18 protein-coding genes, 1 tRNA gene and 2 pseudogenes are annotated in these 18,989 nt (G+C 60.4%); 14 read left to right on the top strand and 7 right to left on the bottom strand.

Translation table 11 applies throughout. The features are described from left to right. Positions 1 to 91: 91 nt before the first annotated feature. A complete protein-coding gene (locus DW732_RS01420; protein WP_118098290.1) occupies positions 92 to 910 on the bottom strand; it encodes an exodeoxyribonuclease III in 819 nt (272 codons plus the stop codon). Positions 911 to 1,045: 135 nt separating this feature from the next. Here DW732_RS01420 and DW732_RS01415 point away from each other — a divergent pair, with 135 nt between their 5' ends. The 4 genes from DW732_RS01415 to DW732_RS01400 all read left to right on the top strand — a co-directional run bounded on the left by DW732_RS01415 (position 1,046) and on the right by DW732_RS01400 (position 5,771). After that, a complete protein-coding gene (locus tag DW732_RS01415) occupies positions 1,046 to 1,798 on the top strand; it encodes an NAD-dependent protein deacylase (protein WP_118098289.1) in 753 nt (250 codons plus the stop codon). Between the two features lie 94 nt (positions 1,799 to 1,892). Beyond that, positions 1,893 to 3,620 (top strand): dihydropteroate synthase, encoded by a 1,728-nt coding sequence (folP, locus tag DW732_RS01410; protein WP_118098287.1) that lies wholly within the window; start codon positions 1,893 to 1,895, stop codon positions 3,618 to 3,620. Then, the gene (locus DW732_RS01405; protein WP_118098286.1) at positions 3,621 to 4,322 is read left to right on the top strand and encodes a hypothetical protein; all 702 of its coding nucleotides are present in this window, start codon (positions 3,621 to 3,623) and stop codon (positions 4,320 to 4,322) included. 252 nt (positions 4,323 to 4,574) lie between these two features. After that, positions 4,575 to 5,771 carry an ATP-binding protein gene (locus tag DW732_RS01400; RefSeq protein ID WP_118098284.1) on the top strand — a complete coding sequence of 399 codons (1,197 nt, stop codon included), beginning with the start codon at positions 4,575 to 4,577 and terminating at the stop codon, positions 5,769 to 5,771. A 106-nt stretch (positions 5,772 to 5,877) separates the two neighbouring features. Here DW732_RS01400 and DW732_RS01395 read toward each other — a convergent pair whose 3' ends face one another. After that, positions 5,878 to 6,672, bottom strand: a complete 795-nt coding sequence (locus DW732_RS01395; protein WP_118098282.1) for a type III pantothenate kinase — start codon at positions 6,670 to 6,672, stop codon at positions 5,878 to 5,880. 175 nt (positions 6,673 to 6,847) lie between these two features. On the opposite strand from DW732_RS01395, the gene DW732_RS01390 reads away from it, so the two are divergent. The 4 genes and pseudogenes from DW732_RS01390 (at position 6,848) to DW732_RS01375 (ending at position 8,781) form a co-directional block, all read left to right on the top strand. Then, positions 6,848 to 6,924, top strand: a tRNA-Met gene (locus tag DW732_RS01390). A gap of 196 nt (positions 6,925 to 7,120) precedes the next feature. Beyond that, positions 7,121 to 7,578, top strand: a pseudogene (tnpA, locus tag DW732_RS01385) (IS200/IS605 family transposase). 562 nt (positions 7,579 to 8,140) lie between these two features. After that, entirely contained in the window at positions 8,141 to 8,398 is a 258-nt protein-coding gene (locus DW732_RS01380) for a helix-turn-helix domain-containing protein (RefSeq protein WP_118098280.1), read from the top strand. Further along, positions 8,374 to 8,781 (top strand): hypothetical protein, encoded by a 408-nt coding sequence (locus tag DW732_RS01375; protein WP_118098278.1) that lies wholly within the window; start codon positions 8,374 to 8,376, stop codon positions 8,779 to 8,781. The genes DW732_RS01380 and DW732_RS01375 overlap by 25 nt, the downstream gene beginning before the upstream one ends. Before the next feature lie 32 nt (positions 8,782 to 8,813). On the opposite strand, the gene DW732_RS01370 is transcribed toward DW732_RS01375, so the two are convergent. The 4 genes from DW732_RS01370 to DW732_RS01360 form a co-directional block, all read right to left on the bottom strand. Further along, complete coding sequence (locus DW732_RS01370; RefSeq protein WP_118098276.1) at positions 8,814 to 9,056, bottom strand: helix-turn-helix domain-containing protein; 243 nt, start codon at positions 9,054 to 9,056, stop codon at positions 8,814 to 8,816. Positions 9,057 to 9,186: 130 nt separating this feature from the next. Next, on the bottom strand, positions 9,187 to 9,522 hold the full coding sequence (locus DW732_RS09745; RefSeq protein ID WP_147356343.1) for a hypothetical protein: 336 nt from the start codon (positions 9,520 to 9,522) through the stop codon (positions 9,187 to 9,189). A gap of 34 nt (positions 9,523 to 9,556) precedes the next feature. After that, the gene (locus DW732_RS01365; protein ID WP_118098274.1) at positions 9,557 to 9,976 is read right to left on the bottom strand and encodes a hypothetical protein; all 420 of its coding nucleotides are present in this window, start codon (positions 9,974 to 9,976) and stop codon (positions 9,557 to 9,559) included. Positions 9,977 to 10,018: 42 nt separating this feature from the next. Next, the gene (locus DW732_RS01360; protein WP_118098273.1) at positions 10,019 to 11,407 is read right to left on the bottom strand and encodes an ankyrin repeat domain-containing protein; all 1,389 of its coding nucleotides are present in this window, start codon (positions 11,405 to 11,407) and stop codon (positions 10,019 to 10,021) included. Positions 11,408 to 12,932: 1,525 nt separating this feature from the next. Here DW732_RS01360 and DW732_RS01350 point away from each other — a divergent pair. The 6 genes and pseudogenes from DW732_RS01350 (at position 12,933) to DW732_RS01320 (ending at position 18,411) form a co-directional block, all read left to right on the top strand. Then, on the top strand, positions 12,933 to 13,394 hold the full coding sequence (locus DW732_RS01350) for a hypothetical protein (protein WP_233539319.1): 462 nt from the start codon (positions 12,933 to 12,935) through the stop codon (positions 13,392 to 13,394). A gap of 128 nt (positions 13,395 to 13,522) precedes the next feature. Next, positions 13,523 to 14,980, top strand: a pseudogene (istA, locus tag DW732_RS01345) (IS21 family transposase). Further along, a complete protein-coding gene (gene istB / locus DW732_RS01340; protein WP_118098268.1) occupies positions 14,981 to 15,751 on the top strand; it encodes an IS21-like element helper ATPase IstB in 771 nt (256 codons plus the stop codon). Continuing rightward, positions 15,748 to 15,939 carry a hypothetical protein gene (locus DW732_RS01335; RefSeq protein WP_055287498.1) on the top strand — a complete coding sequence of 64 codons (192 nt, stop codon included), beginning with the start codon at positions 15,748 to 15,750 and terminating at the stop codon, positions 15,937 to 15,939. The genes istB and DW732_RS01335 overlap by 4 nt, the downstream gene beginning before the upstream one ends. 1,103 nt (positions 15,940 to 17,042) lie before the next feature. After that, on the top strand, positions 17,043 to 17,411 hold the full coding sequence (locus DW732_RS01325) for a TIR domain-containing protein (RefSeq protein ID WP_040359710.1): 369 nt from the start codon (positions 17,043 to 17,045) through the stop codon (positions 17,409 to 17,411). 10 nt (positions 17,412 to 17,421) lie between these two features. Beyond that, positions 17,422 to 18,411, top strand: a complete 990-nt coding sequence (locus DW732_RS01320; protein ID WP_118098264.1) for a caspase family protein — start codon at positions 17,422 to 17,424, stop codon at positions 18,409 to 18,411. 71 nt (positions 18,412 to 18,482) lie between these two features. Here DW732_RS01320 and DW732_RS01315 read toward each other — a convergent pair whose 3' ends face one another. After that, entirely contained in the window at positions 18,483 to 18,956 is a 474-nt protein-coding gene (locus DW732_RS01315) for a hypothetical protein (protein WP_233539318.1), read from the bottom strand. Between the last annotated feature and the right edge of the window lie 33 nt (positions 18,957 to 18,989).

Here is an 18,989-nt window from a genome sequence, read left to right as displayed (position 1 = left end):
GATGGGCAGGTTGCGTGGCGGGCGGGTTGCGCGAACACGCTCGCAAGACGAAAACGCCCCGCTTTTCTTCGTCTTTGGGAGATCAGTTGGGTTAGAGCTCAAGGGCGAGGGTAACGGGGCAGTGGTCGCTGCCAAAGATGTCACCGCGGATGCCCGTGTCGCGCACGTTGCCGGCGATTGCGTCGCTCACCAGGAAGTAATCAATGCGCCAGCCAGCGTTGTTTTTGCGAGCATTAAAGCGGTAGCTCCACCAGCTGTAGACGCCCTCGACGTCGGGGTTTGCCGCGCGCCAGGTATCGGTAAAGCCGGCATCGAGCAGCTCGGTGAACTTGCCGCGCTCTTCGTCCGAAAAACCCGCGTTGCCGCGGTTGGACTTGGGGTTCTTAAGGTCGATCTCCTCGTGCGCCACGTTAAAGTCGCCGCAGGTTACCACGGGCTTGCCGGTCTCGCGCTCAAGTGCGCTCAAAAAGCCGCGGTAGGCATCGTCCCACGCCATGCGCACATCGATGCGGGCGAGCTCGTTTTGGGCGTTGGGCGTATAGACGTCGACAAACCAGAACTTATCGAACTCGAGCGCGCAGACGCGGCCCTCGGTTGCGGCCTGCGCCACGAGCTCTGCCGCCTCGCCCTCGCCGGCGTAGGGCAGCAGGGCATCGGCGCGCAGCACGCGCAGCGGTTCCTGGCGGCTAAAGACCGCGGTGCCCGAATAGCCTTTGCGCTCGGCGTAGCTCCAGGTTTGGTGATAGCCGGGCAGGTCGATATCGACCTGGCCCTCTTGCAGCTTGGTCTCTTGCAGCGCCAAGATGTCGACATCGAGCTCCTGCGCGATCTGGATAAAGCTCGGGTCCTTTTTGAGCACGGCGCGCAGGCCGTTGACGTTCCACGAGGCGAAAGTGTAAGTCTGAGGCATGGTGTCCTTTCGACGGGGTTGGCAGGCTTAAGATTAGCGCAACAAGGGCGGAGCGGGCACCACGCGTGACAACCCAAGGGCCGCGTGCTGGGATATTGCCCGACGCTGCCCGACCAACCAGGACGGAGGACTCGTATGACGCAGGCAATATCGGACCCCAAGCAGGCCTCCGCGGCGCTGGCGGAGCTGTTCGATACCCACGAGCGCGTGGTGTTCTTTGGCGGCGCGGGCGTTTCCACGGCGAGCGGCATTCCCGATTTCCGCAGCGTGGACGGCCTGTATCATCAGCAGTTTGCCTACCCGCCCGAGACTATGCTCTCGCATAGCTTTTACGAGACGCATCCGGCCGAGTTCTTTGACTTCTACCGCACCAAGATGATCGCGCTTGGCGCCAAGCCCAATCGCTGCCACACCAAACTGGCCGAGCTGGAGCGGACCGGCAAGCTTAGCGCCGTGGTGACGCAAAATATCGACGGCTTGCATCAGATGGCCGGCTCGCAGCGCGTGTTCGAGCTGCACGGCTCGGTCCACCGCAACATTTGCCAGGCGTGCGGCGCAGTCTATAGCGCCGAGTGGATCTGTGCGCGCGATCACGAGGATGCCGCGGGCGTGCCCGCGTGTCCTGTGTGCGGCGGCCGCATCAAGCCCGATGTGGTGCTCTACGAGGAGCCGCTCGACGAGTGCGTGCTGACCGGCGCCGTTGCCGCCATCGCCGCGGCCGATGCCCTTATTGTGGGCGGGACTTCGCTCGTGGTGTATCCGGCGGCGGGCCTTACGCGCTACTTTACCGGCGATACGCTGGCCATTTGCAATCTTGCTCCCACCGATCAGGATGCAAATGCCGACCTGCTGATTTCTTGCGACATCGCGGCCGCGTTTGCGTTCTAGCCCGCGCACGCGGATACAATAGAAAGACTGATTGCAAAACGACCCCGCCGCCAGCGCCCAAGCGCGGCGGCGTGGGCATTTTAGGAGGATGTTCATGGCGAACGATAGCAAGACATGGCGGTGCGGAAAGTACGAGCTCAGCTTTGACCGTCCGCGCATCATGGGCGTCCTCAACGTGACGCCCGATTCGTTTAGCGACGGCGGCGAGCACTTCGATGCGGATGCCGCTATCGAGTACGGCCTGGCGATGCTCGACGCCGGCGCCGACATCATCGACGTAGGCGGCGAGTCCACGCGCCCCGGCTTTACCCCGGTCAATCCCGACGAGGAGGCTCGTCGCGTGCTGCCCGTGGTGCGCGCGCTGGCCAAAGAGGGCGCCATCGTCTCGATCGACACACGCCACGTGGCGGTTGCCAAGGCTGCCGTGCGCTGCGGCGCCTCGATCGTCAACGATGTGACGGGCTTCACCGACCCCAAGATGGTCGAGTTTGTCGCGACAAGCACCTGCGGCGTCATCGTGATGCACGCCGGCGAGGTCGCGGCACCTACCCGCACACATGCAACGGTGCAGCTCGACACCTCGGCCGCGGCGTTTGTTGCCGAGAAGGCGCGCGAGGCGGCTGCCGAGGCCGCGCGAGAGGCCGAGAAGCCGGCTCGCCGCCGTCGCGGCAAGCTGCTGGGCGAGCCCAAGACGGAGGCCAAGCTTCCGGGCGGCGTGGTGCAGCCTTCGCTGCCGTTTGGCGACCCGGAGCCCGCGCCCGAGCCTGCGGACGAGCAGAAGCAGACGGCACCGGCGGCCGAGCGGGTCGCCCCTGCCGCCGAGCCTGCCGCGACCCCCGAGCCCGCGCCGGAGCCCAATGACCACCTGGCAGCCATGATGCGCCGCAGCGCCCGCCGCGAGGAGGCCTACGTGCCCACCTCTCAGCTCCGCCGCTTCACCCTGCCCGATTCGGCGCCCATCATGCGCCGCGTCATGGGTTTCCTGTCCGACCAGGCCCGCACGCTCATCCATGCCGGCGTGTCGCGCGATCGCATCTGCATCGACCCCGGCCCGGGTTTTGGCAAGACGGCCAACGAGGATATCGTCATCCAGCGCGAGACCGCCAAGATGGCATCGCTGGGCTATCCGCTCATGTGCGCCGTGTCGCGCAAGCGTTTTGTGGGCGCCGTCTCGGGCGTGACCGAGGCGGCCGCGCGCGATGCCGCCACGTTTGGTGTGTGCCTGGGCGCCATCCAGGCCGGTGCCAACATCGTGCGCGTGCACGACGTCACCGGCTTCGCGCAGTTCCTGAACGGTTACTGGGCCGTCGCCAAGCCGCAGCCGCGCCGCGCGTTTGTGGCCGTGGGTTCCAACCTGGGACATCGCTGCGACAACATCCGCGCCGCGCGCGACATGATCGCCGAGATCCCGCTCACCTGCGTGTCCAACTGCTCGCGCATCTACGAGAGCGAGCCGGCCTACGAGACGCGCCAGGACGCGTTTGCCAACGCCGTTATCGAGATTAAGACCGAGCTGGCGCCGCTGGTACTGCTTGACGAGCTGCAGAAGATCGAGCTCGAGCTGGGCCGCGACCGCTCCAAGAAGGCCAAGGTCAACGGCCCGCGCACCATCGACTTGGACCTGCTGTGGATGGATGGTGAGACGCACGGCGGCAAGAAGCTGCGCCTGCCGCATCCGCTGATCGGCGAGCGCGACTTTGTGCTGGTGCCGCTCGAGGACCTGATGCACGACCCGGCGCGGTTCTTCCGCTTCAACGGCGTCGAGGTCAAGGAGCCCGAGGACCGCGTGGGTCATATCGTGGGCGAATTGGGGCGTATGTAGATGATTGAGATGAATGCTGTAGCCGCCGGCACCGAGCTTGATGCCGCGCGCGACGCGGGCCGCGAGGGTGCGTCTGCGGGTTGGTGCGCTTGGAGTGCGGGTGAGGCGTCGTTGACGTTTTCGCTGGTCGTGCGCCCAGACGTGAATATGCATGCCTTCCACGGCCTGCCGTTTGTGGCGGCGATGGGCATGATGGACGCGCTTGTGGGCACGGCTTCGACGCCGGGGTTGGGCCTTGCCGGTAAAGTGGGTATCCAGTGGCCGAGCGATATCGTGTGCGGTGCGCCCGCGTTCGAGACGCCGTTCGCACGCGTTGCCGTGAACGGTGGCGCCGGTGCCGCGGGCATGTTCGGTGCCGTGACGGTGGATATTGAGCGCACGGCGCTGAGCGGGCTTGGCGTGGATATGGCCGACGAGGCGCTGGTTGAGGCGCTGTCCGCCGCCGTGCTGACCCGCGTGGGCGCTTGGGTAGTTGTTGCCAACACGCCGCAGGGCGCTGCCGGCCCGTTGGCTCCGGTGCTGGGTGAGTACTTCGATATGGTGCCGCTGCTGGGTCGTCAGGTTGCGGCGGTGTCGCCCAACGGTTTGCCGCTTGCGGTCGGTGTGTTTGCGGGCCTGGATATCTGGGGCCGTGCGACCATCAAGACCGATGCCGGCGAGCAGGAGTTTCCACCCGAGGTCGTACGGATTCGCGGACTGTAACGCGAGGCACCCGCGCTCAAAGATAACGATGACAACGAAGCCCTCTTCGGCCTGTGCCGGGGAGGGTTCCGCCTATCTGGGGAATGGGTTGCCAGCGCCCTATTCCTCAAAACTGAAAAATTTTCGTTTTTGAGGAATAGAATTAAGGCAGTTCGGTCTTTCGCGAGGTATATTCGCTATAGAGCCTATTCCTCAAAACTGAAAATTTTTCAGTTTTGAGGAATAGCGATAAAAGACCGCGAGGAGGCCCCGATGAAACTCATCAATAGAACGTCATATATGGACACGTTGACGAGTCTTATTGGCGTGCCGGACATCAAGGTCATCACGGGCATCCGTCGTAGCGGTAAATCAAAATTGCTCGAGGCCCTCCGCGATTACGTGGAGGCACATCTGTCCAATTCGAATGTCATCCATATCAACTACAACCTCGATGAGTTCGAGAACCTGCTCGAGTATCACGCGCTGCTCGCCTATGTAAAAGAGCATCGAGTGTCCGACAAGCAAAACTTCCTGCTTATCGACGAGGTTCAGATGTGCGACGGCTTTGAACGCGCGATCAACAGCCTCCATGCATCCGAGCAGTACGACATCTTCATCACCGGATCGAACGCCTTTTTGCTGTCGAGTGATCTGTCGACGCTCTTTACGGGGCGCACGTTCGAGATCGAGGTTTTCCCATTCTCGTTTGAGGAGTATCGTCTCTATGACGACGAGGGCGAGGTCGACCGCGACTTCGATGAGTACGCGAGAACCGGCGGTATGTCCGGCTCTTACCCTTATCCACTGCAGGAGCAGCGCTATCAATATCTCTCCAACGTCTTCAAGACGCTCATTGTGAGAGATATCGTGCAGCGGCATAACGTGAGAAACGAATCGGCGCTGCTGCGCATTGCCGATTACATGATGGACAACGTTTCCAACATTACGTCGGCACGCAACATTACTGATGCATTAAATGCGGATGGGCTAAAGATTACGAACAAGACGGTCGGCACGTACATGGGGTACCTGTGCGATGCGTTTGCCTTCTATAAAGTTCGTCGGTACGACATTCGCGGCAAAAAATACCTTAAGAGCGGCGAGAAGTATTACCTGGCAGACCACGCGTTCAAATACGCACTGCTTGGTACACGTGATATGGATTGGGGACGCGTATACGAGAACATGGTGGCCATCGAGCTGCTGCGCCGCGGATACGAGGTATACGTCGGTGTGCTCTATAAAAAGGAAATAGACTTTGTAGCAATCAAGCGAAGCGAGAAGCTCTACATTCAGGTGAGCGACGACATCAGCTCGGATAAGACGTTTGAACGCGAGATTTCGCCACTGCTGAGCATTGGCGATGCGTATCCCAAGATGATTCTTGCCCGCACGCATCACGAGGCCACGGATCGCGATGGGGTGCAGATCGTGGACCTGGCGAGGTGGTTGTGCGGCGAGGCTTAGCAAAAAATCCTATTCCTCAAAACTGAAAAATTTTCGATTTTGAGGAATAGGACCGATGCATTGCTTAGTCCGCCGCTCGCGCCCGTGCTCGACTTAAGCCCCTGCCTTACCCCAGCTCCTGCATGCGACGATAGATTTCGCAGATACCCTTAATGGTAAGTTGTCCGTCGACCACGTCGAAGGCATCGGTCGAACCGGCGACGATGCCGGCGAGGCCACCCGTGGCGATAACGGTGACGTCCTCACGACCCAGCTCGCGCTTCATGCGCGCGACCAGGCCCTCGGCCATGGCGGCGGCGCCCACCACGGCGCCGACCTTGATGCACTCCTCGGTATCGCGGCCGATGGCGTGCTCGGGCGCCTCGAGCGGAACGCTGGCGAGCTTGGCAGCTCGGGCGGCGAGCGCGTCCATCGAAATGCGGATGCCCGGCGCGATCGCTCCGCCAATGTAATAGCCGTCCTCGTCGATGACGTCGATATTGGTTGCGGTGCCAAAGTCCACCACGATCGCCGGGGCGCCGTAGAAGGTCTCGGCAGCGACGGCGTTGGCGATGCGGTCGGCACCAACGGCTTGGGGGCGCGCCGCCCGCAGTTTGGTCACCGCAGCCGTCTGCGGCCCGATGACGATGGCGTCCGCGGCAATGCGGTCGGCCACGGCGTGCCACTCGCGCGAGAGCTGCGGCACCACGCCGGCAAAGGCGATTGCGTCGACCGCATCGAGCGAAAGGTCGTACATCTTAAAGAAACCCATCAGGCGCACGTGGATCTCGTCGGCGGTATAGGAGCGGTCGGTGGGCATGCGCCACGACTGCACCAGCTCGTCTCCGTCAAACAGGCCCATGGCCGTTTGCGTGTTTCCCATATCGATAGCGAGCAGCATGTCTACTCCCGGTGTCGGCATAAAAGGACGCGCACCATTGTATACGTGCCGTCGACGGCGCTCGGCTGCGATTCGTTTACGGTGATAGGGGCTGAGGGGTTTAAATATGAAGGAACTATGCTCTACGAGATTTTTCTTGCCGTTTACCGAACTCCCGCGTAATATTCTTTCTTGCGCACATGAGGCGCCCAGACATTGCGGGGTGGAGCAGTCTGGTAGCTCGCCGGGCTCATAACCCGGAGGTCGTAGGTTCAAATCCTGCCCCCGCGACCAAGAATTTGCAGCTCGTCGGCTTAGCCGGCGAGCTTTTTTGTTACAGGCTTTAGCCTGTGCGGGGCGCGCGGCGCGCCGCATCAGAAACCACCCGCTATGCGGGTGGGGACACCGGCTTTACAAAGCCGCCCCCTCGCCGGACACTTGCGATTGTTCAGGCCGCAGGGAATCCGAGTCGAGAGGGCGGTGGTGGCGTATGGCCCAGAAGGCCTACAGCCTGTCGCACACGAAGTGGATGTGCAAGTACCACGTCGTGTTCACGCCGAAGTATAGGCGCAAAGTCATCTACAACCAAATTAGGTCCGACCTTGGGGAGATCTTCAGGAAGCTCTGCCAGTACAAGGGGATAGAGATCATCGAGGGGCACCTGATGCCCGACCACGTCCACATGCTGCTGGCGATACCGCCGAAGTACAGCGTGTCCAGCGTGATGGGCTACCTGAAGGGGAAGAGCTCGCCGATGATATTCGACAGGCACGCCAACCTCAAGTACAGGTCGGCAATAGGAAGTTCTGGGCGGAGGGCTACTACGTGTCCACCGTCGGCCTGAACGAGGCGACGATCGCCAAGTACATCAGGGAGCAGGAGTCCCACGACATCGCGCTGGACAAGCTGAGCGTGAAGGAGTACGAGGACCCCTTCAAGAGGAGGTGATCCTGCCTGTTTGACCGGCGCGCCACGGGTCAAGATGCACTAGGCCTGGACGAAGTCCGGGCCCGCGCCTTTAGACGCGAGCCCGGGGCCCGCGGGTTATACCCTAAGAGCAAACCACCCTTTTTAAGGGTGGTTCTGATTTAAACCACCGTTCGACCACCATTTTACCACCGTACTTTTTTGCGGACTCTGGATTATTGCGGACTCAGGATTACCCGTCCGAAAATGAGCGTTGGTGACGCCCTGCAGCAACCTTTTGAAGAGAGATTACGGCACAGCGTCACCTACTCGGGCATATAGCTTTCGTCACAGCGAAACCAACTAGTAAATAGATCTGCTTTTAATAAAAAGACAACTCAGCGCGCCCTGTGAAGCAGTACGAAAATGTACTGTTTTCCACAAACCGGGACGTGACGTTTCAACATCTAATGAAAACCGCATTTCGAAGCTATAAAACCGATTTCCGAGCTCGGGACAACGCATTACGGTGAAACCCTTCCAACGCCATCGAAACACCGATAGCTTCTGAGCATCATGAATGCGAGGAAAGGATTTGAATACGATGATTGATGACAACCACAACGAAGAGGTCGAATCTGCCGCTATGGTCGACGGGCGTGACAAGGTGATCACACTGAACGAGGCAGCCGAGATCCTCTGTGTCTCCTGCCCGACCGTGTACCGCATGGTCACCACCGGCAAGCTCTTCGGATTCAGGGTCAACGGCGGTTGGCGCACGAGCACGGCAATCTGCAGGCAATACCTGGCCCAACAAATGAGCAGGCAGCTCGCATCATGTCGCAGGAAAGCAAACCGCTAAGGCGCGGAAGTGATACATTCGCCCGCTATCCGAACTTCACCTACGCGACCATTCAGGACGGCCTCGCACGCGTGCTGGTGGAAAGAGAAGTTGGCCGCAACGGATGGGCGGTGATGATCGCCCTTTGCGGGACCGTCTACTACGACGGCCGGCTCTGCCGCGTGGGCTCTGCAGAGATTTCCGAGCGCTTCGGCCTGACGAAGAACCAGATAGCAAGGGTCATGACAGAGCTTCGCAGCAAGGGCGTCATCGAGCCGATCACTCTCACGACCAAGAAAGGCTATCGGCATCGTGACAGGTCGACTTTCGGGCACGTCGCCCAGTACCGCTTCACTCGGGAGGTATGGCAGAGAATAGATGTCGACAATCGTGCAAGCCAGTAAAACATTCGACGAGTTTACTGAATTATGCTTTACTAGTTCTGCTCTTCGACGTACCTCAATAGGGCGATTTTCGTTATCCTGACGCTTTTGCCCACATGAATGCACTCAAGGCTTCCCCGTTGAATCTCGCGCCTGATGGTGGCCGGCGCAACTCCAGGCAATTGGGCAACTTGCTGAACGTTCATGATGTCGGGCTCATTCTCTAACAGCCTGATCTCATCGGCTTTTGGCACCTCGGTTATGTACACGACTTTTCCTTCTGCCATTTTGAGCATGGTCTCCTTAATATCGCCACTTGCGTACGGCCCGGAAACCCCATTCACATGAGGTGCAAGTGCTGGCGTGAGATGGAAAGGGATGATGTGAGTAGTGCGTTGCTTTCCCTCAAAAGACGAATTGCTAGAATTAAAGCGACACGTTGTTGTCGCGCCTGAGCTTGACAATCCAGTCGAAAACCATGTCGCCAATCAACTCATCGCATTCTTGCGTAGTCGGAACAACTACATAGCCAGTAAAATCGCCAACTGTTATTAGCTCTCCGGGACGTAGAGACCCATCACACAATCTTGCAAAATCAAAAAGGCGTGGCCCGTACTTATTCCAAGGGTTCTTGTGGTCGATTTGAGAGAGCGGAGTTGAAGGAGGCTGATATCCGCCTTGATAAGCGTTTCGCAATACCACGTTTCTGGAATCTTCGAAATAATAGGTGCTAACTTCGGCCTCCAGCATGCTGTATGCCACGGTGGGGAGTATTCCATCGTTCCTGAAGAGAGCATTAATGATGTCGTATTGCTCCTCCAGAGCAATACGACGCAAACCTCATGGCGTTTTGATATACGTTGCTGCAATACTTATGGCTGGTTCTGACAGTGTCAAGTGAGGTAAAACAGGCGGGGATCGGAACCATGCGCATCAATTTGCAGAATTCATCATAGTCAAGCGAGTCCAATTCGACCGTTGTCGTCTCGGTAAGCTCTTGGGGTAGTTCAAGAGGTATTTCACGAACAGATCCGTATTTCCACATTGCCAAGGCGGCAAAGTCATAATCCCGCTCGAATTCCTCATATTGAGCAGTCATATTTCGATCGCCAACATTGTTTCTGAAGAAATCTGCACCATCGCTCAGAAGGCGTTTCGCAATTGCAACGCTGCACATCAACCTGTTTGCATACGTGGCAAAATCTGTAGACACCATGATGAAGGCCTCCTGTCTAGTAGTATGCGCCAATGCGGTTTTCTACCAGAAACGATCTTCATAAGGCAAGTCAGAAAAGCCCATAGTGTGGCATCTTGCAACGAGAGCGTCGAGTTTTTTCTGACAGATGCGTTTAAACCAGGCCGTGCCACCGAAGTGCTTTACGAGAAATGGACTGATCGCATAATAAGCGCGAATAAAGGTGCGGCCGCGAAGTGTGCTTGATAATTGATAGTCTCGAAACCTTCTTAGCGTCCAAACTTGCGGGCAATCATAGGAGCCGTAAACGGCGGTGGCGACATAACAACCTCCGCTACCTGAATTCTGAGTTGATGAATTAGTCGACGCAGGAGGTTTCTGTTGTTGGGGCTTGCGCGAAACAGGCTCATATTCCAGTTTTGGAGCGAACTTTTCTTCAAGGTTAGCGTTCTTGTACGTATAAAACTTGTATCTAACACCTTTCTCTGCAAGCAGGTCAACAACATCGTTTTTATCATTAACCCAGAAAAGCCAGTCAATGCTGCTTCCATTATTGCTAGCAGTTACGCATTCGTCACGATACTCTAATATGTCGAGAGCGGACCATCCCTGATTGTCTGTTGCAAATATATTAGCTCCTTTTTCAATTAGAGCATTAACGCAACTCTTAAGGGGCCTAAACGCCGCAACCAGGAAAGCCGTGTATCCGTCCCGCTTCCTCTTTATCTCGGTGTCGGCGCCATGATCAACCAGAAACCTAATCATGTTCGGACACTGCCAATTAGCAGCGTTCATAAGTGCCGTGACGTTGCCCATTCCACGCCAGTTGACGTCGGCGCCCTTTTCAACCAGAAGTTTCACGATGTCTTCCTGCACACTCTCTGCGGCAGCAATAAGTGCAGTGTCACCATGGTCGTCGACCCTATTGATGCTTGCGCCAGCGTTAATTAGCGTCTCAGCTATTCGGGTGCAAGACGCCTTTTCTTCATCTCCAAAAGCTCTTCTTATGTCGAGCATGAAATGAAGTGGAGTCTGGCGACCGACTCCGACGAAGTTCACGTCGGCGCCAGAAGAAACCAGGATAGACGCTACTTCCGGCGTACAACGGGCGGCTGCATACATGAGAACGCTTACGCTTGCGTCATATGACACAGTCCGAAAGTCAATTTCCTTTCTATTTGGCAAATCAGCGATGTTGTTGTCTTCGAAGTATTTCTTCGCGCCATGACAGTTTATTGTTGCAATTGCATTTGGATTCGCGCCTTCGTCTAATAAGACTTGCATCCGCTTGAAGTCATTATCCCAAACAGCGCGCCATAGCTCGCCGTCTTCGGATGCTAGCCCGGCATCACGGATCTGGTCCAAGAAGGCATCATCCCGATCCCACACCTGCCAGCCCATGAACGACTCTCCGCGTTCGAATAATTCAGCTACGATGCCAGCGTTGGACATTTTATACTCCTAACACGAGTGATTGAGTCAGTAATGCCATCAACGAGCTTGAGCCAATAGGATAACGCATAGGATTCAAAGAGATTGTCGAATGAAGTTATTGCCTTGAGAACCCTCGCATCTTCGTCAACGTCAAACGACATAATATGAAGAACGGTAATTGGCTAGTTATCAAGTAAACATCGGAGGGCAGTTGTACTCCTTGCGCTTCCTTCTCGCTATTTCGGCGAAGTGGGGCATAACGAAATCATACGTTTCGGCATGCTCGGGATGCCTTCTTAATATGTTCGTAGCGATTGCGTAAGCGCAATTCGGAGCTAAGCCGAAATAAACTCTATCGTCGTTGTATTTATAGGAAAGGTCACAAAGGCCGGATAGCAGGTTCGGCCAATAGATGCCGATAAGCGTGTCATAAGGGACCTCGGACAAAATCTCGGACCCAACGTGGGTCCAGGAGGGAGTCCGATGTACACGAAAGAGGAGCGCGAGGGGATTCTCTGGGAGTTCCACCGGAGCGGTCTGTCCGCCCCGGCCGCCTGCAGGCAGCTGCCGCTTTTCCCGAACAAGGACAACCTGTATGCTTGGCTCAAGATGGAGGAGGCGGGCGAGCTGACCGCCCGCGAGATGCCCGACCGGGCAGAGCGCATGCACTGCTCGCACGGCGAGGGCAGCCCCGCATTCGCCGCGAGGCGCTCGGGCGCCGAGCTCGCCTCCCCGCGGAAGCATCGAGCTGGAGGGGGCGCGGGCAGGATGAAGGGGACGGGGCGCGGAGGGGCCGGCGGCGAGCCGCCCATGCAGACCGACTGGCGGGACTGGGGCCTGGAGGGGCTTCCCGACGACCCCGCCGAGCGCGCACGCGAGGCCGAGGTCAGGCTCGCCGAGGCGCTGGCGGCGTTGGACGTCCTAAAAGCACCAGGCCCTGGCTCTTTGACGAACGAGGAGAAGCGCAGGGCGGGAGAGGCGGCGAGGCGGCTCTCGCCGGCGGTGAGGCTCGCGGACGTGATCAGGACCCTGTCGATCCCGAAGAGCACCTATCTTGAACAGGCGCCCAGAATCTCGAGGCCCGACCCCAAGGCCGCGCTCAGGGAGCGCGTGCGCGCATCGTTCGAGGCGAGCGGCGGGGCCTACGGGCCCGAGTCCGTGACGGCCGACCTCAGGAGGGGACCCGGCGAGCCCGTCTCATGGCGCGAGCTCGCGCCTGGGGACGCCGAAACCCCCGTCGTCGCGTCCGAGAAGGTCGTGCGCCGGATCATGCGCGAGGACAGGCCTGGTCGCCCGCAAGGCGGCGCAGATGCGCAGGAGGGCGAGGTACCGCAGCTACCGGGGCGAGCTCGCGGAGCGCCCGGCCAACGCCCCGCTGCGCGCGGACGGGACGCTGTTAGCGCTAATCTAAAACCAACCACTTTCGCAAACGTATCTCGCCGAATGCGCCAACGCGCTTTCGCCAACCCCGCTAACGTACTTTCACCAACTGCGCAAACGGAACTATGCTCCGATCGGGTATCCGACCCGGGAGGAGCGGGATATGGAGCGAAACGTAATGGGAGAGCTCAACGTCTACAGGGAGTCCGGCGCCAAGCCGAACTTCAGCGAGATCGCGAGGAGGCACGGCATGGACCGGCACACGGTCGCCAAGTACTGGAGGGAGGGTGAGGCCGCCGTCGACGGGAGGTCCGCGAGGGGCAGCGCCTTCGATCCGCTCGAGGAGGAGATCCGCGCGAAGGCCCAGCTGCCCGGGTACGGTGCCTTCACGGCGTGGTGCCGAGCGCGCGACGTGCCCTTCGGGGGCGGGGGCGGGGGCGGCCGCGAGCCGCACCCGCGGTTCGAGACGCCCCCGGGCAGGCAGCTGCAGTTTGACTGGAAGGAGGGCATGAGGCTCGTCGACTCGGAGGGTGAGGTCTTCGAGTCCAGCGTGTTCACCGCCACGCTGGACGTCGAGCCACTCCTCGCGCCGGTTCGGCCGGAGCTCCCCGCCTGTATTCCGTAACATCTAAATCGACAAAAACGGCAGCATAAAGTCGACACTTCCCGCAAGGGGCATGCTGACCAGATCGCAGGGCTATCTTGGTGGTGCTTCGTATCTACCAAAGGAGGCCCGGAGAGGAAATGATCAGCATGACCGATAAGAATTCTATACGCCTGCTGTGGCGGCAGGGGGACAGCGTCGCCGAGATCGCGCGCAAGACCGGCGTGAGCCGGGACACCGTCTACAAGTACCGCGACATGGACGACTTCAGCCCCGAGCCGCCCGCGAGGCGGGCGCAGGGCTCAAAGCTCGACCCGTACAGGCCCCTGATCGAGTCCTGGCTCGACGACGACATGCGCAGCGGGCGCAAGCAGCGCCATACCGCAAAGCGCGTCCACGACAGGCTCGTCTCCGAGTGCGGCGCCGACGTCTCCGTCAGCACCGTGGAGCGGTGCGTCAGGGAGATTAGGGCCCGCCGCTCGGCGGAGGCGGCCGACGCCCAGTACCTCGACCTCGTCTGGGGCCCCGGCGAGGCGCAGGCCGACTTCGGCGAGGCCGACTTCTACGTGAGGGGGATGCGGACCACGCTGAGCTTCTTCGTGATGACGTTCCCGTACTCCAACGTCGGGCTGGCCCAGGTCTTCCCGGGCGAGACGTCGGAGTGCGTCTGCCAGGCCCTGCGCAACGTCTTCGAGCACGTCGGCGGCGTGCCGACCAAGATCGTCTTCGACAACGCGACCGGCGTCGGCCGCCGCGTCGGCGGCGGGGTCCGGACGACCGAGCTGTTCGCCGCCTGCAGCGCCCACTACGGCTTCCGCTTCAGGTTCTGCAACCCCCGCTCGGGCAACGAGAAGGGCAGCGTCGAGAACAAGGTGGGCTGCGTGCGCCGCAACCTCTTCGTCCCCGTCCCCCAGCTGTGGGACGCCGGCGCCTTCAACCGCAGGCTGCTCGAGCGCAGCCTCGCCATGTCCGACAAGCCCCACTGGATAAAGGGCGAGCGCGAGCTCGATCTCTTCGAGGCCGACAGGCTGGCGATGCTCGGGCTGCCGGCCAAGCCCCTCGACCGCGTCACCTACGTCTCTCGCACCGCCGACAAGAAGGGCAAGGTCTCGGTCGGCGAGAGGGGCCGCCACCTCTACTCCACGCATCCGTCGCTCTCGCGCCGCAGGCTCACGGTCGGCCTGCGGGCGACGACCGTGAGCGTCTACGACCCCGACAGCGGCGAGCTCGTCTGCGAGCACCCCAGGGCCTACGGCAGCGCCCCGACCGACACGTCCGACCCCGCCTCGCAGCTCGCCCTGCTGGCGTGGAACGCCGGCGGCTGGGAGAACAGCAGGGTGAGGGAGGCGCTCCCCGACGAGCTCAGGGAGCATATGGACTCACTGGACAGGGCGGGCCTGAAGGCCGAGCTGAGGGTGATGCGCGACCAGGCGGCCACCTCCGGATGGGAGGCCACGCTGCAGGCGGTGCGCCTCGCCTACGAGGCGACCGGCCGCATCGACGAGGCGTCGGTCGCCGTCAGCGCGGCGCGCGCCGCCACGGGGACCGTCACCTACGACGAGCCCGTGGACCTCGGCGTCTACGACGGCTTCATGGGGGTGGCGTAGATGGCCAGGGCCGCATGCCCCGACAGGCGCCTGCTCGAGTCCTCGCTGAGGGGCAAGGCGCGCTCGACGCTGTTCTCGAACAGCGTCGTCGACGAGTTCTGCGAGGAGGCGACGCTCCCCGAGATGAGGGCGGTCGAGGGCCTGCTGGCCAGGCAGATGGAGGTCAGGGCCGCCAACCAGCTGGAGAGGAGGATGCGCAGGGCGAGGTTCCCCGCGGCCAAGTCGCTCGACGGCTACGACTTCTCCCAGGTCTCGTTCCCCGACGGCTACGGGGAGGCCGACCTCAGGTCGCTCGCCTTCATCGACGCGTGCCAGGACTTCGTCTTCCACGGGAAGACGGGCAGGGGCAAGACCCACCTCGCCATCGCGGTCGGCGCCGCCGCCGTCAGGGCCGGCAAGTCCGTGAGGTTCTTCACCGTCGCGCGGCTCGTGATGCACCTGGCCGACGCGCGCGACCGCGGCAGGCTGCGCAGGGAGCTCGACGACCTGCTGTCGGCGGACCTGCTGGTACTCGACGAGCTCGGCTACGTGCCGCTCGACGTCGAGGGGGCGAGGCTGCTGTTCCAGGTCATGTCGGCCCCCGAGGGCACCCAGAGCCTCATAGTCACCACCAACATAGAGTTCAGCAGGTGGGGCACGGTGTTCGGCGACGACAAGATGGCCGCGGCCGTCGTGGACAGGCTCGTCTACACGGGCAGGCTGGTGGAGTTCAACGGCGCCAGCTACAGGATGGAGAACGCGCTGATGCTCGGGAAGGGTGAGGCCGAATGAGGTACGCCGCGGAGGACTGCCCGGTGAACAGGATGAAGGACCGCGACGCCGGCGCCTGGGACGCGCAGGCGCTCTGCGGGCTCTTCCAGTGCCCGGGCTGCGGGCTGACGCCGGACCACCCGCTGATGACGGGCGAGCGGGGCGGGATGGAGGAGGTGCCCCCGGAGGACTGGGAGATACCGTTCTAGGCAGCGGGCGGGCCGGCCGCGACGGCGCCGGCCCGCCCGGAGGCGGTCGGCATGAGGGTGTCGAAATTCGACAGACGTATTTGTCGATTTTTACTTGACGGAACACACCCGCCGCGCGTGCGTCTGAGCTCCTACGGCGCGTAGAGGGCGCGGGCTATGTCCGCGTCGTAGACGAGCGTGCAGACGCCCCGGCTGTAGGCGGGCCAGTCCGCCGCCCCGTCCAGCAGGGCTCCCGGACGCCCCCAGGCGCGAGCTCGGCGCCCGGCTCCAGTCCCTCGAGCATCCCGACGGCGTAGGAGGTGAAGCCCCTGTCCCATGCGCTGCGGTCCCTGCGCCCCTCCAGCTCCACGATGACCTCGCTCGCCTTCATGTCCCGCTCCCTTCCGGCCTCCCGGCCCGTAGAATCTCGCCTGCGGGCAAAGCGGAAGGCGCTTGCCCTGCGGCGCCTTGCGCTTTGCTCCCTGAAGCGCCGCGCCAAGGCGAAGGGGGTCAGGGGTTGTTCGCGGCAACCCCCATCAATCGGAGCGGAGCGCAGATCTGTGCGGGGTTCCGTGAGCACCCTTGACGCCGCGCGGCTGAGGCGCAACACGTGGGAATGGGACGGATGGGAAGTTAAGGAAAGTTAGAGGCGACTTGAAGAGATGCGTATCCGCAGCTCGAAGCCCTGCCCATCAAAAAAAGAGGGGCAATTCCCCTCTTTTGGAAAGTTACGGAAAGTTGGGCTGCCTCTTAGGCCCAGTATGGGACGTAGCGCATGTGGCGCGGCGCCGTGTTGGGGTCGACGGGCTTGACTAAGCCTGCGGCAACGGTGTCTCGAATCAAGACGTCACCCGAAGGCCGCCGCCGTATCTCGGGCATGGGCTGCCACGAAGTTGGGACTTAGGACGGCGTGGCTGGTTTACTACGACGTTGCTACGACATTTACTGCGACATGGGGTGTCGTAGTATTTTCCACTCTCCACTTTTATCGGAGCCCGCTGGAGGTGGGATCCTTGCGACGTGCAGGTGGGCGCAGTAATGCGGTGGGTCGCTCCGGTGGAGAATCGCAACCGGTCAGGTTTATACTGATAAGGAGCTGTTTTTATATGCGAAAGGTGAGTTTTATGGAAAAGAAGACGGTATTCGTTGCGTTTGCAATCGAGGACGAACGTCAACGCGATTTTCTGAAGGGTCAGTCGCTCAACACGAAGTCGCCCTTCGAGTACATCGATATGTCGGTCAAGGAGCCGTACGCAACCGCCTGGAAGGAGAAGGTCCGCACTCGCATTAAGCGCTCCGACGGCGTGATTGCGCTCGTAAGCAAGAACTCGTTGAGCTCAAGTGGGGAAAAGTGGGAAATCGGCTGCGCGCGCGAGGAGGGGAAGAAGGTGCTGGGAATCTGGGCGTATAGCGATGACCGAACTGATCTTCCCGGTGTACGCACGGTTTCATGGACCTGGAGCCATATCGAAGATTTCATCGACAGCCTGTAGGAGCTGGGCGATGGACAGGATGGCCCTAGTAGTTGGAGTTAACTACTATTCTGACAAGCGCATACCAAATCTTTCGGGTTGCGTGAACGATGCCAAGGAGGTCGCGCGCCTCCTCAAGCGCAACGGGAATTCCTCTCGGAGCAGAAACTTTGACTGCAAGGAGCTGTATGCAACCGGCCCAGACCATGCCGTGAATCGCGCTGCAATCAAAGATGAGGCGCGCAGGCTGTTTCAGTCAAAAGCCGAAATAGCGCTCTTCTACTTTTCTGGACACGGGTATATCGAGTCAACCGGCGGGTTTATTAATGGGTCTGATTCCACTCGGGGAGACGAGGGACTCTCTCTGAGGGAACTCGTTGATCTGGCGAACGGCTCGAGCGCGCGCCACAGAATCGTTATCCTTGACAGCTGCTATTCGGGGGCGGCAGGGTCGGTCCCGGGCATGGAGAACCATGCCGCAATCTCGGAGGGCGTCACCATACTCACCGCCTCGCGAAGCGATCAGCCCTCGCTTGAGCGTAAGGGGCATGGCGTTTTTACAAGTCTCCTCATAAACGCCCTAGAGGGTGCTGCGGCGAACCTGACGGGCAGCATCACGCCGGGCAGCGTCTATGCGCACATCGATCAATCGCTTGGCATGTGGGACCAAAGACCCGTTTTCAAAACGAACACGGACAGCTTCGTGTCGCTGCGCGAAGTCGATCCCGCAATCTCACTCGATGATTTGCGGAAGCTGAAAAAGCTCTTTCCAACAGAGGACTATGAATACAGGCTGGATCCGTCGTATGAGCCAAGGGACGAGGGAAGAACAGACGCCATGCCTCCAGCAGAGCCCAGGAACAACCGGGTGTTCTCTCTGCTCCAGAAATACAACCGGCATGGTCTTCTGGTTCCAGTTGGCGCCGACCATATGTGGAACGCGGCGATGGAGAGCAAGTCCTGCCGGTTGACGCTCCTCGGCAAGCATTATCGAAGGCTTGCGGACCAGGGCCTGCTTTGACATGTTGACTAACGAGGCTTTCAGCGATCATGCTCAAACTTCAGGGCTTGTGGCAAGAGGTCGGATAACGCTCAAGCCGTTTGATGCTCATCGTGGAGCTTTAGTTTCTCGATGAGCATCTTCGTCAGCTCCTCGTCTTGGATGAGGTCTATGCCGAAGCACTTCTTTCCCGCGTCCTTGAGGGATGCGCCGATGTGATACGCGGTCGCACTGTCGAGGATAAGGAAGCGGTCGTGGAACGTTTTGGTGCGGCGGACGGTGAGCTGCGGGTACTGTGCGTTGAACACGTCGACGTCGCCTTGCGTGAGCCGGTTGCCGGACGTGTAGACGGTCGCCGCGACGCCCTTGCGCTTCTTTGCGAGGATGTTCAGGGTGTGGACATCTACGTAGCCATCTACGAGGGAGATTTCGCGCTCGGCGCGGCCCACGAGATCTGTCAGCAGGCTGAAGGCGTCGAACATCTGTCCGGCGAAGAAGATCCGCTGGGGCTTCTCGACCTCGCCTTCGAGCAGGCGGAACACCCGGTCGAAGTGCTCGTCGGTCAAATAGAGTGGTCGGTCTATTTCGCACTTTTGTCG

Origin of the sequence: Collinsella sp. AM28-11LB (genome assembly GCF_003469895.1) — a bacterium.
Classification (GTDB): Bacteria; Actinomycetota; Coriobacteriia; order Coriobacteriales; family Coriobacteriaceae; genus Collinsella.
This window is presented reverse-complemented; position numbering and strand designations above follow the sequence as displayed.